The 14,204-nt window shown below is 48.0% G+C and carries 11 protein-coding genes; 5 read left to right on the top strand and 6 right to left on the bottom strand.

Translation table 11 applies throughout. The features are described 5' to 3' along the window. Positions 1–129: 129 nt before the first annotated feature. A complete protein-coding gene (recO, locus tag OSC7112_RS24240) occupies positions 130–1,005 on the bottom strand; it encodes a DNA repair protein RecO (protein WP_015178367.1) in 876 nt (291 codons plus the stop codon). Positions 1,006–1,264: 259 nt separating this feature from the next. Beyond that, entirely contained in the window at positions 1,265–1,945 is a 681-nt protein-coding gene (gene deoC / locus OSC7112_RS24235) for a deoxyribose-phosphate aldolase (protein WP_015178366.1), read from the bottom strand. A 417-nt stretch (positions 1,946–2,362) separates the two neighbouring features. Between deoC and OSC7112_RS24230 the strand changes: the two genes are divergently transcribed. After that, the gene (locus tag OSC7112_RS24230) at positions 2,363–2,725 is read left to right on the top strand and encodes a hypothetical protein (RefSeq protein WP_015178365.1); all 363 of its coding nucleotides are present in this window, start codon (positions 2,363–2,365) and stop codon (positions 2,723–2,725) included. Positions 2,726–3,079: 354 nt separating this feature from the next. Next, the gene (locus tag OSC7112_RS24225; protein WP_015178364.1) at positions 3,080–4,102 is read left to right on the top strand and encodes a tetratricopeptide repeat protein; all 1,023 of its coding nucleotides are present in this window, start codon (positions 3,080–3,082) and stop codon (positions 4,100–4,102) included. 89 nt (positions 4,103–4,191) lie between these two features. Here OSC7112_RS24225 and OSC7112_RS24220 read toward each other — a convergent pair whose 3' ends face one another. The 3 genes from OSC7112_RS24220 to OSC7112_RS24210 form a co-directional block, all read right to left on the bottom strand. Further along, positions 4,192–4,938 (bottom strand): hypothetical protein, encoded by a 747-nt coding sequence (locus OSC7112_RS24220; RefSeq protein ID WP_015178363.1) that lies wholly within the window; start codon positions 4,936–4,938, stop codon positions 4,192–4,194. 712 nt (positions 4,939–5,650) lie between these two features. Then, positions 5,651–6,373, bottom strand: coding sequence for a pyridoxine 5'-phosphate synthase (locus OSC7112_RS24215; protein WP_015178362.1), 723 nt, complete (start codon positions 6,371–6,373; stop codon positions 5,651–5,653). Positions 6,374–6,564: 191 nt separating this feature from the next. Further along, positions 6,565–7,350 carry a nucleotidyltransferase domain-containing protein gene (locus tag OSC7112_RS24210; RefSeq protein WP_015178361.1) on the bottom strand — a complete coding sequence of 262 codons (786 nt, stop codon included), beginning with the start codon at positions 7,348–7,350 and terminating at the stop codon, positions 6,565–6,567. A gap of 345 nt (positions 7,351–7,695) precedes the next feature. Between OSC7112_RS24210 and OSC7112_RS38580 the strand changes: the two genes are divergently transcribed. After that, positions 7,696–7,836, top strand: a complete 141-nt coding sequence (locus tag OSC7112_RS38580) for a catalase (RefSeq protein WP_150111600.1) — start codon at positions 7,696–7,698, stop codon at positions 7,834–7,836. 20 nt (positions 7,837–7,856) lie between these two features. Here OSC7112_RS38580 and OSC7112_RS34720 read toward each other — a convergent pair whose 3' ends face one another. Further along, entirely contained in the window at positions 7,857–11,327 is a 3,471-nt protein-coding gene (locus OSC7112_RS34720) for a HEAT repeat domain-containing protein (RefSeq protein WP_015178360.1), read from the bottom strand. A gap of 428 nt (positions 11,328–11,755) precedes the next feature. On the opposite strand from OSC7112_RS34720, the gene OSC7112_RS24200 reads away from it, so the two are divergent. Then, positions 11,756–12,616, top strand: coding sequence for a Tab2/Atab2 family RNA-binding protein (locus OSC7112_RS24200; RefSeq protein ID WP_015178359.1), 861 nt, complete (start codon positions 11,756–11,758; stop codon positions 12,614–12,616). Positions 12,617–12,876: 260 nt separating this feature from the next. Beyond that, a complete protein-coding gene (locus tag OSC7112_RS24195) occupies positions 12,877–14,172 on the top strand; it encodes a TldD/PmbA family protein (RefSeq protein WP_015178358.1) in 1,296 nt (431 codons plus the stop codon). Positions 14,173–14,204: the final 32 nt, after the last annotated feature.

Below are 14,204 nucleotides of genomic sequence, written 5' to 3'. Positions count from 1 at the left end.
TTTATCTATTATCTGATGTTGCAACAACCTTGAGAATTTACCTAAAATGGCCGGCAGGTTCGGGTATCCCGCAGGCTGGGGGTGGGATGTACGATCGCCCGTTCACCTATTTAAATCAACACTCAAAATTTAAAACTCAAAACTCTCTAGGTAGGTGTCGATCGAGGTTCCCGATCTAATCGTGCAACCTAAATGATACTGGGCATATTGCCGCAAAATATTTTCTACTGATACCCAAGTTGTTCGATCGGCAATCCCCTCTCCTAGTTCTGGACTAGCCAACTGTTGCAGCGCTGCTAATTCCTTAGCATCGATCTCGAAATTTGTCAAGTGTTTGCTGCTATTCGTTTGCCGGGAACGGGAGGCGGATTTGTACAAGCTACCGATTTCTGAAGAGAGTTCTGCCTCTAGGTTAGCTAGCTCGGACAAGCTGAAGGTTCCCCCAGAGGGTATACTAAACCCGGTTTGCCAGTTCGGATCGGTGAAATTTGGGATGAGCGGGTGTCTGGTGGCGCAGCAAACTTGGACTTGGGGCGCGAGGCCGGCTAAGGCTAGCAAGTGAAAAATGCCGTGGCACAGGTGAGCCATCAGCACGGCGGCGGATTGGATTTCTGTGCGATCGGACAAACGCTCCAAACGGCTCAAATGTTCGCCCAGCAACCAAAAGAGTTCTTCTTGGGGCTCGTCGGAAAGGGCGCTGGCGATCGCCAATTCGGCCAGATATTGCGCGGCGGAGAGTTTTCCGAGGTTGCGGCTCAAACCCGGATGGGATTGTACCGTGTCGGCTTGGGTAATTTTGTCGAGCGATCGGCCTTTGGCAATTAGCAATTCGTTGACGACAAATAATTCGCTTCTGCCGCCGATAGTCGATCGGTGTTTGCGAACACCCGGTGCTACGGCTCGAATTAAGCCGAATTCCCGCGTCAAAATTGTCAGCACTCGATCGGATTCGCCCATCGGCGCACTCTTAAGATTGATTCCAGTTGCTTTGTAAGTTCGAGTCACTCGATTTTAGATTTTAGATTTTAGATTTTAGATTTACTACAATACTTCGGACAGTTTCATTGTCCTCGTTGGTCGATCGACCTGGAACAGTCATTCTACAGTTGGCAATCAAAAACTGTCCGAAGTAATGTTATTAGACAGTAGCAAAAACAGTCTAGGACGCAGAACTTTTAGTGGTAGGGTGCGTAAGGGCGAACCCATTCCCAATTAGCGATTACCAATTAGCCATTGCTAATGACTAATGACTGATGACTGATGACTAATGACTTTTATCTAGATTATCTCGCTGGCGGATTAATTCCGGGCCGCGAGAAGTCCCCAAACGAGTTGCCCCAGCTACTACCAAATCTAGAGCTTGTTCGTGAGTACGAATTCCGCCGGCCGCTTTAATCCCAATCCGTCCCTTCGTAACTTCCTTCAGCAGTCGCACATCCTCAACTTTCGCCGGGCCAAAAAAGCCAGTGTTGGTTTTGATGTAGGCGGCACCGGCTTCCATACAAATCTGGGCCGCTAATTGTTTTTCGGCATCCGAAAGCAGCGAACTTTCGATAATTGCTTTGATGGTGAGATTAGTTTCTTCGCAAATTTGGGCTAATTCCCGGTGGAATGCGTCGATTCTTCCAGCTTTCAACAATCCTAAGTTAACGGAGACATCTAACTCTACGGCTCCATTCTCAGCAGCTTCTAGAGCTTCGTAAAGTTTCACCGTTGAAGTCGAAGCACCGGTGGGAAAACCTATAACTGTACAGACTTTGGGACGTTTGCCGTGCAGCAGATCGACTGCTTGTCGGACGTAGGCGGGATACACGCAAACTGTGACAAAGCCAAATCTCTCTGCTTGTTGGCAACAGTGTTCTACTTGCTCTGGCGTAGCTGTGGGGTCGATCAGGCCGTAGTCGATAAAGGGGGCAATATCGATGTCTGGCTGGTTTGCAGCCATTGCTGTTTTTTCTCCGAAGTAACTACTTCCTTATTATGTAGCGAATTTACCAAAATCTTCGACCGAAAGCAGCCTGGGTACAACCCCCCTGGATTTATCCGTGAGGTCGCTTTCCCCAATTCTTCAATCTAAAATCTAAAATCTAAAATCTAAAATCGATTGACTTTACTCCGACCTCGATCGAGTACAAATACTCAATTTGCTGGTAAAAACTCTTGTGGGAATTGGTTTCTCAATTAATGTCAAAAAATAATATTTTGGTATCTGCCTTTAGATACATTTTTGATCTTTCTTTAGGTATACTTTGTTAAAAGAGTTGCGGTAGAGCCTGCGTCAGCTACCCTATGGCAGAGGCTGGTAGCGGCTACTGTTTTTACTTTTAGTAGTGCTTTAAAAACATAAAAGCCAGTGCCAAGCATGAATCATTTAGAACTCGAACAAGAAATTGGGAAGATGGCTAGAGCGATGATGACTCGCAATAGCTTAATTGGTAAGGATTTGATTGCGGATCTCAGAGGGCGGCTGTCTGTTGACAGTCTAGCTGCTTTGATGATTGTCAGTATTGAGCGTTTGATTTGGCATGACTGCGAGTCCGTGATTTGGAGTTTGAGTTATTTGATTCCGGCTGACGTGATGGAAGAAATTCGCCGGATTACTGCGCTGATTGTTTGCCAGCGGTTGATGGGCCAGGGTTTTCTGCTGGGCAAAGATTTTAGTATTGATGCAACAGGCCAGTTGCTGTTGAGTGATCGTGCTAAAACAGCGGTTGTGGTTGCTTGAATTGGGCAAGCAGAAGTAGAAGCTATTAGCACTATGAGATTTGCAGTTAGACTTTGGGCGTTCTAGGACTCTTTGTGTAACTGCAAACCTAATTCGGGATGCGGTGGAAAGAGTTGCGTGATTCACGCAGAGTTAAGATTCGCAGCAGCTCTAAAAAACGATGAGTGCGGTTAGCTAAAAGAGCTTTTTACGAGAGGAAAATAGTTAGTTTCGACCGCCAATTGTTGAGGTTGTTACTGGCAGTGTGTACTGGCGATCGCCCTGTATCAAATTTTTCAAATTTTTAGTGGAATTACAGTTTTACTCTAGGTATGGTTTCCTGTAGAATCATCCCTAAGATAGATACAAAATATTATGAACTTAATTCAGAACTTGGAAGCGGCTTGGTATTACCATCTGGGTTCGCGCCACCTCGAAGCTAACGACGATCATGGTGCTCTGGCGAACTTTAACAGAGCTTTGAAGTTGCAATCAGATCATTATAAGGCTTGGTTCGGCCGAGGTATGGCTTTGGGGAAATTAGAACGGCACTTAGAGGCGCTGAAGAGTTTTGATGAGGCCTTGGCGGTGGAGCCGAATGCGAGCTTTGGCTGGCACAACCGGGCTATTGCTTTAGGAAAGTTGGGACGCCCTTTGGAGGCTCTCAACAGTTTTGACCGGGCTTTGGAGTTCAGTCCGTGCGCGGCGAGTATTTGGCACAACCGGGGACTGACGCTGATCGATATGGGGCTTTACGAGAAGGCAGTTCTGAGTTTCGATCGCTCTTTAAATTTGTACCCGGAGGCTGCTTGGGCGTGGTACAACCGAGGTAATGCCCTGTTGGAACTCAAGCTTTACTATCAGGCGCTCAACAGTTTTGACCGGGCGATCGAGTTTAAGCCTGACGACGCGAAGGCTTGGTACAATCGCGGTATAGCTGCGAACTCTATGGGACTTTACAAACAAGCAGTGGCTAGTTTTAGCCGATCGATCGCTCTACAACCGGGCAGAGCTGAAGCTGTGGGCGAACGGAGAGTTGCTTTGGAGAAATTAGTAGGTTTAAATCAGAGAAATGGCAAGTTTACTCCCACATCTGAGCGTTCCCTTGAAGATTATTTAATTTGGTACAACCGGGGTGTGGAATTGGCGCGAAAAGGCTGCTACTCTGAGGCGATTGCTTGCTACGAAACAGTCTTAGAAATAAAGCCTGATTTTGCTAACGCTTTTTACAATAAAGCTTGCTGTTATGCGCTACTGGGATTTGCTGATTTGGCCCTTGACAATTTGCAGCGGGCTGTTGAGTTTATCCCTAATTTATACCGAGAGCTAGCTTTAGCTGACTCGGATTTAAGCTGCATTTGGAAACAAGAACGTTTTGAAGCGCTGATCCAAGGTTGATTTTACGCAAAAAACAGCTCGCCAATAGGGCGAGCTGTTTTTTTGGGCGGCGAAAATTCGATCGCCCGAAAGTATTTGTGCAATCTTTGCTATTGCACAGAAACTTTGATGGAGGGCTTGACCGGCCTCTTGGCAACTACGATCACACGGTAAGTGCCGGATTCCGGTAGTTGAGCAAAAGTTTGACCTTCGCCTTGATCCAGAAGTTGTCCCGACGGAGATTCGATCGCCAGATCTAGATTTTTGTTGCTAGCTGTCACCATAATTGTCTGTCCCTGCTTGCCTTGAACCGTGATAGGCTGGATTTGGTAGCCGGACATTTTGAGTTTAATTGTGGCTTGTGTTTCCTTGAATGCTAGGGGAATTGCGCGATCGGGCCTATAAGTCCACTTGGCGTTAAAGTCGCGTCCGAGTACGAAGCTGCTGGTTTCACCTTTCGGGGTAACTCGCACGCGGTAGATGCCGGACTCTGGCAACTGGCCGATCCACTGATTGTCTGCTTTTTCAATAACCCCCATATTTTCGCCATTGGGACTGTAAAGTTCGGCTTTCAGTTGTCCCGCCCACAGGGAGAGAGTGAGTTCTCGCCCTTTGATGCCTTCAAAAATATAGGTGGTGGGTTGGTTGATGGTTTCTCGGATTTCCGAGGTTGACATTCGCTCGATCGGTTCGAGGTTGGGAACTGATTCAGAGGTAACGGGTTTGTTAACGGTTTCTGTAATTTCCGAGGCAGCCATCAGCTCGCTCGGTTCAAATTTTGGGGCTACTGGGCTGGCAAATACTGATTTTGCCGTCATCATGAGTAGCATTCCAGTCAGTAAAATTAGTTTTTTCATGTCGCACTTGTGAGGGGGGTAGGGAGTTGTATATGGTTACTTGTGTTTGCCTGTTTTCACCGGATCGAATTTGGCGATCGCGCAGAGGCTACAGGAGGATATAGGATACACGTAAATATCCCGTACTTGCACAAAACCTGCTGGTAGCAAATTGGCAGTGCGGGAGCTAAGTAGTAGCCTCAGTCTCTCGGGACATTTTAATGATACTCCTTACGGATAATATCAACACAGAATATTAGTAATTTTGTCGAGGCAAATTAAAGCTTTTTCCGAGGTTCTTGCTAAAGAAATCCGCACACCCAAAAAACGCGGTGTCTGGGATTCTAGCTCTGCCTTGCTACTATAAAACGGCTAGCGCCCCCTGGGGGTGACAGCCCGTAGTGTTATTTCATTTTTGACAATCAAGCATCCAGGATAAAAGCCCCCGAATTCATCCGTCCAGAAATAAAAAACCTGTATCCGATGAAACTTGCCCCCCGACTCGATCGGTGGGGTCAATTCTAAAATCTAAAATCTAAAATCTAAAATCGATTGACGATCGCCTAATTATGTAGGGCGATACACACGGCACTTTACCATATTCGTAGCGTCTCAAACCATTTTTTGCGTAATTTTTGATACTGTATGTTGGTCTGGCCGATTTAGTTATTATGTCTGATAAAAACGAGTTTATCAATACCAAATCCGCCAGACCACACTAGGTTAATTTGTGCTACGAACCCGCTAGGATTTTTAGGTAAGCTTGTACTGTGTTGAACAACCCCATTTCTAGCGCTTCCGCAATTAAAGCATGACCGATTGACACTTCTAGTATATCAGGAATTGAGCAAAATTTAGCTAAGTTTTGCAAATTTAAATCATGTCCGGCATTCACCCCTAAACCTGCTGATTGAGCGGCTTGAGCTGCTAAGACATATTGTTGAAAAACAGATTCTACTCTACCTTCGCGAAAAGCAGTTGCGTAGGGTTCCGTGTACAGTTCTACTCGGTCTGCTCCAACTTCTTTTGCTAGCGGCATGAGAGCAGCATCTGCGTCCATAAACAAGCTGACTCTGATGCCGTTGTCTTTTAATTTTTCAATGATTGGTAAAAGCCGATCGCGATTTTCGGGAATATTCCAACCGCTATCGGATGTTAGCACGTCGGGAGCGTCTGGCACCAAGGTACACTGAGCCGGTTTGACATCGCAAACTATATCCATAAATGGCGGCTGAAACGGATTTCCTTCGATGTTGAACTCGACGGTTAGCATTTTGGCTAATTCGTAAACATCGGTAGCTTTGATGTGCCTTTCGTCCGGGCGGGGATGGACTGTAACGCCGTGAGCTCCGGCCGCAATTACTGTTTTTGCGGCTTCGGTAACGCTGGGGATGCCGATGTTTCGAGAGTTTCTGAGGAGGGCAATTCTGTTGATGTTGACGCTGAGTTTGGTCATGGGATGTTAATCTTTAAAGTTGAACTCACATCTTGCATCTTTCTCAAGAACGGGCTCTTCGGCCCGTTCCACAAAGAGTAGATTTTCCTGTGGAACAGGCATCTTGCCTGTTCAAAAAAGGATTGTTGACAATGGTGCAAGATATAAGTTGATAATACTATATTAATCGGTTTCGGGACGAAACTTTGAGCCTAGGGCGGTAGTGTTAGGGCATTGTCAGAGGAAAACTTAGCTTGTGCAAGCGGTAAAGTTTCTGCAAAAAAAGCCTCAGCTATTTGCTGTTTGGCTGCCAAATCTTCTAGGTTGGCAATGCAGAAAAGCGGTGCGACGCGATCGACTATTTGGCGCGGAAAATCTCGGCTGAAATATTTGAGTTCAAAGTCGTATCTGTGGGGACGGTAAATCATGCCCAACACTTCGACTAAGGGTAGAAGCGTCCAATTGTGATAGTTGCCGATCGCATCTACTAAATGTCCGCGATAAATCTCTTTTTTTACCAGAGGTTGCAGCAAATCGAAACGGATTTTAATTTCGTTGAATCGGGATCGCATTTGGGATAAATGATGGTTTTTATCCAAAAGAGGGGGTACAATTAGATTAGCTTTGTCAAAGGCGATCGGCACTTTCCCGTGTCTCTCTATTGCCAGGAAATCGTTGCGGCTGCTGCGCCGGAAAACGGCGAAATCAATTAGCAAAAAGGGCGGGGTTTCTTTCAGCCGCCAAAAGCACTGCGATTGACCGTGCCAAGCGGGTTCTGGAACTCGATATTTGAGTTCGATTTCGGCAATTTCTGCGAGGGCTGTTTCAACAATATCAAATGTTTCTTCCACGCAGTTATCTTCAACCACAACCGCTATATCGAGGTCTGACCACTCGTCGGTGTATCCGTGGGCTGCGGAACCTCCTTGCCACAAAGCGAGAACAAAATCTAAAGGTTGTAAAGTAGAAACAATCTTTTCGAGAATGATTTGTCTCATGGAATCAAGCTATACATTTGGTTGGGATTGTAAGGTCAATTCTGTAAATGCCGTTTAAAGTAAAGCGCAATAGAAGAACAATTGAAAAGTCATAATTTAGGAGTCATATTAAGGAAGAATAATTCACAAATAATAATTATTCCTAATTTTTTACTGGTTGTACATATTTTATGCTATTTGACACCAGAATTCTCGATCGCTCAAATCTGCTGCACAACGGGTGAGCAGCAATAACTGCTATTCGTTGTGTCCTCAAATAGGACTGATAGATAGAATTTGCTGTCAGTTTTCAAGTCTAGCAATTTTGCATTGGTTATCTCGGATTTATTGATGATTGTTTAAGCTGTGGGTATCAATAACAGCTTGCATCAGGCTCCACGTAAAATCATTCCTGAAGAACTTGTTCCAGTTGCGGCGATCGGCAAAATGGTGCCCGATCGCAATCCCGACAACTGCTTTGCCCAAGCACAAGAGCGTGCAACTTAACCCCAACAATGGTGTTGAGCTTAAAGAAGATTCCGGTTGCGGATGCTCTCGATCGCTTTGCGAGCCGCATTACCTATGTTGCGGTTTCGATCTTTTAGTAAAGAAGTGAGCGGTGCGATCGCCCGTGCATCCCCAAACTTCTCCAAAGCTTTAACAGCATTCCTCCGCACGTTTTTATTCTGATCCTTGAGCGCCTCACACAGGGGAACTAAGGCAGGCTCTCCCATCTTGACCAAAGACTCAATGGCAGCATCGCACACTTCGCAATCTGTATCTTGGAAGGTTTCGATTAGCGGCCGGGCGGCCCGTGCATCGCCAATATTGCCCAAAGCCTTAGCAGCACTTGAGCCTATTTTCCCCCCTTTTTCTTTAAGCAGCGGAATGAGCGGCTCGACAGCACTAACATCGCCCAGATTACCTAAAGCCTCCACCGCGCAGAAACGTACCCAGAAACTACTATCAGAGAGGGCATCCAGAAACGGTAAAAGCGATCGGCGATCGCCTAGCTTGACCAAAGCTTGAGCCGCCGCCCTTCGCACTCCTTCATCCTCATCTTTAAGTGTTTCAATCAGCGGCTCTACGGCTCGTGCATCACCCAACTTCTCTAGAGCCTTTGCGGCTGCTTCACGGGTAGTGCGCCCAGGCTGTTTCAGAGCTTCGATCAGCGGCTCTACGGCTCGCACGTCCCCAATTTTTGCCAAAGCGCTAACCACCGGCCGAAGCTCGTGAACAGGCCGCTCCTTAAGCAATTGGATCAGCGGTTCGACGGCACGGGTGTCGCCTAACTCACCCAAAGCATCAGTAACAGCATTGTAGACCTGGATATTTGAATCCCCAAGAGCATTGATAAACGGTACAACTATCCGCTCATCGCCCATACGGCTTAAAGCCCTGGCAACCTCGGAACGCGCGTAGCTCTCTTGCTCATTTTTAAGAGCGTCGATTAGTGGTTCGATCGCCCGCTTGTCACCAATCCGATCTAAAGACATCGCAGCAAACCGACGCACAGACACGTCAGAGTCATTTAGCAGTGCCGATATCAGCGGTTCTACTGCCCGCGCGTCGCCGATCTGACCCAAAATATAGGCTGTTTCCTGACGGACTTTGCAATCGCGATCTTGAAGCAACTCGATTAGCAGTTCAACGTTTTGGTTGCCCTTAAACTTGCCCAAAGCATAGACTGCTTGCTCGCGTACCTGGCTATTTTCATCTTTGAGCATATCGGTGAGCGGTTGAATAGCCCGATCGTCCCGCAGCCGACTTAAGGCTCTGATGGCAGCTTCGCGCACTTGCCAATTAGAATCTCTAAGCCGATCGATCAGAGGTTCAACCGCTTTTTTGTTGTCAATCCAGCGCAAAGACTCGATCGCACTCAAACGCACTTTGTCATCTCCGTCATTGAGCGCTTCAATCAGCCCTGGAACTGCGCGTTCATCACCAATGTTGCCCAAAGCCTTAGCCGCACTTTGTCGCACAAAACTATCTTCATTCTTAAGTGCATTAATTAATGGCAATTGCGACAGTTCGCCCAAGTTGCCCAGTGCTTTAGCAGCATCCGGGCGTAGAGGATGATTTGGCTGTTTGAGGATATTGAACAGTAACTCAACGGCACTGCTGCCCGTTAACTGGTTCAAAGCCTCGACAACAGCCAGACGGGGCTCCTCAACCTTCAGCCCCGCAAACAGTGGCACGTAGCCGCCATTTTCCCTTGCATCATTACCCATCGCAAAGCCACACCTCAATTCATTTGAATAGTTAAGTGATTTTATTAGCGGATCGATAGCTCGCTCATCGCCCATTTTGCCTAAAAATCGAGCTATATTTGGGAGCAAATCTGCGCTCCAACCACTGTCCTCAAGCATCTGAATAAACAGTTCAACCACACGCGGGTCGCTAAAATTGCTCAAGGCTCTAACTGCTTCTGAGCGGACATTCTCCTGAGAGTCTTTAAGCGCCTCAATTAGCGGCAGGGTGGCTCGCACATCACCTAATTGACCTAGAGCTAGGGCGGCTTCGGCACGCATCCAGTTGTACCCATCTCCGGCACCCACACGGTCGTGCTCATCTTTAAGCACTTGGATTAGGGGTTTTACCGCCCGCAGATCCCCCACAGCCGCTAAAATTGTGACGACTTTTTTGCGTACCCATACCGAAACCGAGGCATTCAGGAGGACTTCAATCAACGGTAATACCGCAAGCTCACCCAGCTTGACTAAAGCAGTAATGGTATGTTCTGGCACACGTTCATTGCCTTTCCAATCTTTTAATTTATTTATTAGTGGTTCAACCGCCGGCAAGCCGCCCAACTCACCCAAGGCGAGGGTTGCAGCTTTTTGCATCTCCCACTCCGAGTCATTGAGCGCGTTAATCAGCAAGTCAATAGCTCTCAAGTCCCCCAACTGACCCAAAGCTTTGGCAGCAGAACAGCGTACCGACTCAGACCGATCGCTCAGGGCGATGCTCAGGGGTTCAACTGCCCGCACATCACCTAGCTCACCTAAAGACTTAGCGGCATTACTACGCACGTTGCGATCGTTATCTTTAAGAGCATCGATCAGTGGCTCAACTGCCTGCCGATTACCTAGATAACCTAACGCAACAGTGACACTACAGCGCACATAACAGTTCGTATCCTTGAGGGCATTAATCAGAGACTCTACTGCCCGTGTTTTGTCGGTGTGCCCAACCTTACCCAAGGAAAACGCAGCTAGTTGGCGCACCTCTGCATCATTATCTTTGAGAGCTTCTATCAGCGGTTCACTCGCCCGCTTATCCCCAAGCTCACCCAAAGCTTGGGCAGCACTCCTACGAACATCAAAGTCAAAGTCCTTGAGTGCCTCGATCAGCGGCAGGGTGGCTCGTGCGTCGCCTAACTTACCCAACGTCTCTACGGCATGAAACCGCACCCATTTATTCTCATCGGCGAGCGCGTTGAGCAACGGTGATAATGCCAGTTCACCAAGCTTAACTAAAGCCTCCGTAGCTGTCCGACGCAGATCCCACTCATCATCCCTAAATAGATTGATGAGTGGGTCGATCGCTCGATCGTCACCCATCTCACCCAAAATCAGGGCAGCCGTACCCCGTACCGCAGTAAGCTCATCTTTGAGGGCGCGAATCAGGGGTTCAACCGCTTGCTTGTCACCCAGTTGACCTAAAGCGGAGGCGGCGCACTGGCGCACTTCTCTCACTGAGTCGTTGAGGGCTTGGATCAGGGGTTCAACCGCTTGCTTGTCACCCAGTTGACCTAAAGCGGAGGCGGCACACTGGCGCACTTCCCTCACTGAGTCGTTGAGAGCTTGGATCAGGGGTTCAACCGCTTGCTTGTCGCCCAGTTGACCCAAAACAATGGCACTACTCTCGCGCACTTCCCAGTATTGGTGTTTGAGGGTGTCAATCACACATTCAATACCCAAAGTCCTAACAGCCCTCTGGCACATTTCCACATCTAAGTTTTCGAGAGCATTAATCAGAGATTCAACCGATATCATAGGTTTTTCCTGTTTACGTCATCGCCGATCGCCACTCTGGCACAAGAATTATCACAGCAGCCCAAAAATATCGATCTAGTAACTACTCCGGCTAAGATGCAGTATAAAAGGCAGCTTTATGTCAGGGGCCGAAATATTTTATACTTACTTTTTGGACAACAGTTATGCTCTGGGTATTTTAATTGTTGTGCATGATGAGATTTACTAAACTTAACTACTGCCAATATTTATCAAGCTGTTCTCTCAACTATATAGTAACCAACGAGTGCCAAGCATTGCACTGACTATTTTGATCGGCAAGCGTTTGACAGACCCAGATTGAGGTTAAGGCGATCGCCCGCGATTGAAAATCAGCCTGATATTGTCAGAATCAGAAACTTGCCCCCTGTCCGGTAACATGAGAAAGGATTAATTTTTAACAGCGCGGCATGGCTACTATTTGGGAACTCGACTTTTACAGCCGTCCAATCATAGACGAGCGAGAGAAAAAAAAATGGGAAGTGTTGATCTGCGAAAGCCCGCTGAATGTAGGCGACAAGGCCGAATCTCTGTTTCGCTACTCGCAATTTTGCTCCAGTTCAACCGTGAATTCCCTGTGGCTGGCTGGTGCAATTAAAGATGCGATCGCCGCAGCACCGAAACGCCCCGAAAAAATCCGCTTTTTCCGCCGCCAAATGGCGAACATGATTACCAAAGCCTGCGAGGAGTTGGACATTCCCGCCGCCTGCAGCCGCCGCACCCTCGCCCTCAGCCTGTGGCTGGAAGAACGGATGCAAGACGTTTATCCCGCCGAACCGGGCTATCAACCGGTTGTGAACCCGAGCGTTCAATTTATACCCGAAACGCCAGTTGCGCTGCCGGATGCTTTAATCGGCGAAAAATGGGCGTTTGTGAGTTTGCCGATCGCAGCTTTTGACGAAATGTCCGAGTGGGATATCGGATTTGGGGAAGCTTTCGGGCTGCCGATGACAGCCCTGGGCCCAAAAACGCAAATTCCGGGACTAATTATCTACTCGTCGAGAGCAACAGCCCTGGCAGGTTGGATGTCGGGTTTGGAGTTGGCTTTTCTGAAATTTGAGAGCGGCCCGCCCGCTAGGCTGGTATTAGATACCGGAGCTAACGATCGCTGGATTTTAGCTAATCTCAGAGACGCAGCAACTGAGAGAGAAGCGAAAGGATTTGAAGCCGCGAAAAACCAAGCAAAAAAAGTACATTTCTTAGCAATTCAGTCGAATCCCGAATCGGAATCTTTTGCAGGATTTTGGCTGCTGCACGAACTAAATATTTAGTCATCAGTCATTAGTTAGCAGTCATTATTCAGCAGTTAACCTACAGTTATTTAGAAAGAGAGTTAACAGCTATATTGACTAATAACTAATGACTGATGACTGTAAAATCTTGTGATCGCCAATTACACCAGTTTCCCAAAAGAATCTAAGTGTAGCCCGTGTTCCCACCCCATATCCAGTAAGTTATTGCCAATTCTTGAATCGAAAATCGAAAATCGAAAATCGAAAATTGAATCGCTCATTACCAACCACCGAGAACAATGACCAATGACCAATCAGCAGAACAACTGCTAGAATTAGCCACCAAAGCAGGTGCAGAAGCTGCTGAGGTGTTGGAATCGCAATCGCTCTCGCGGCCGGTCTTTTTTGAAGCAAACCGCCTCAAACAGCTAGAAACCGCCCAAGCAGAAGGCATTGCACTGCGGCTGTGGCGGGACGGGAGGCCGGGTTTGGCGGTGGCCTACGGGCCCGTGGAACTACAAATTTTGGTGGACAGGGCGATCGCGCTTTCGCAACTCAACGAACCGGAAACCATCGAACTCGGCACGGGTGAGAAAGTTGTTTATCCCGATCGCGGAGTGTCGGTGCCGGCCCAACAGCTAGTAAACTGGGGAAAAGAGGCGATCGCGATCGTCCGCGAAGCCTATCCCGAAAGCCTCTGCACCGCCGAACTCGACTGCGAAATCGAAAGCACCCGCTTGCTGAACACACTAGGCTTGGATTCGAGTCACACCGACACCACCCTCAGCGGTTACTTGTCAGCAGAATTAGTGCGGGGCGAAGATTTCCTCAACATTTGGGAAGGCGAAACCGAACGCGGTACCCTCGACTTAAACACGAGTGCCAAGCGGGTTTTGCAGCGTTTAGAATGGGCGAAAGATAATGTTGCCCCCCCCACGGGCCGCGTGCCGGTGCTATTTACAGCCAAAGCAGCCGACTTGCTGTGGGGGACTGTGTGTGCGGCGTTGAACGGCAAACAGGTACTCGAAGGCGCTTCGCCTTGGAACGATCGATTGGGCCAACAAGTGACATCGCCGCTTGTCACCCTCTCGCAGCAGCCGGATATCGGGCCCTATAGCTGTCCCTTTGACGACGAAGGTACTCCCACTCGGGCGATCGTCTTTATCAACAGCGGAGTGTTGCAGCTATTTTATACCGATCGCACCACCGGTCGAGCCTTGGGCAGCGGCACCACCGGCAACGGATTTCGCCCGGGTTTGGGCAGCTATCCGACGCCGAGTTTGTTCAATGTTTTGATTAAACCAGGTTCGCTTTCGCTAATCGATTTAATCGCTCAATTAGACGACGGAATTGTAGTCGATCAAATGCTTGGCGGCAGTGCTGGAATTTCCGGCGATTTTTCCATAAACGTCGATCTCGGCTACCGAGTCAAAAAAGGTCAAATAGTCGGCAGAATCAAAGACACAATGGTAGCCGGCAACGTCTACAGCGTCCTCAAACAATTAGTAGAATTGGGAGGAGACTCTGAGTGGAACGGTTCTTGCCACACACCCTCTGTAATTGTAGAGGGATTGTCCGTCATCGGCAAGAATTAAAGTCATTTGGCAGTTGGCAGTTGGCAGTTGTC

The organism is Oscillatoria nigro-viridis PCC 7112 (genome assembly GCF_000317475.1).
Lineage (GTDB): Bacteria > Cyanobacteriota > Cyanobacteriia > Cyanobacteriales > Microcoleaceae > Microcoleus > Microcoleus nigroviridis.
Note: the sequence above shows the minus strand (reverse complement) of the source record. Positions and strands in the feature narration are given on the sequence as shown.

What these genes read in the sequence shown, in the direction of transcription:
- deoC (WP_015178366.1), bottom strand. Translation starts at nt 1,945, where the DNA reads ATGGCTGCAAACCAGCCAGACATCGATATTGCCCCCTTTATCGACTAC.
- OSC7112_RS24230 (WP_015178365.1), top strand. Translation starts at nt 2,363, where the DNA reads ATGAATCATTTAGAACTCGAACAAGAAATTGGGAAGATGGCTAGAGCG.
- OSC7112_RS24225 (WP_015178364.1), top strand. Translation starts at nt 3,080, where the DNA reads ATGAACTTAATTCAGAACTTGGAAGCGGCTTGGTATTACCATCTGGGT.
- OSC7112_RS24220 (WP_015178363.1), bottom strand. Translation starts at nt 4,938, where the DNA reads ATGAAAAAACTAATTTTACTGACTGGAATGCTACTCATGATGACGGCA.
- OSC7112_RS24215 (WP_015178362.1), bottom strand. Translation starts at nt 6,373, where the DNA reads ATGACCAAACTCAGCGTCAACATCAACAGAATTGCCCTCCTCAGAAAC.
- OSC7112_RS24210 (WP_015178361.1), bottom strand. Translation starts at nt 7,350, where the DNA reads ATGAGACAAATCATTCTCGAAAAGATTGTTTCTACTTTACAACCTTTA.
- OSC7112_RS34720 (WP_015178360.1), bottom strand. Translation starts at nt 11,327, where the DNA reads ATGATATCGGTTGAATCTCTGATTAATGCTCTCGAAAACTTAGATGTG.
- OSC7112_RS24200 (WP_015178359.1), top strand. Translation starts at nt 11,756, where the DNA reads ATGGCTACTATTTGGGAACTCGACTTTTACAGCCGTCCAATCATAGAC.
- OSC7112_RS24195 (WP_015178358.1), top strand. Translation starts at nt 12,877, where the DNA reads ATGACCAATGACCAATCAGCAGAACAACTGCTAGAATTAGCCACCAAA.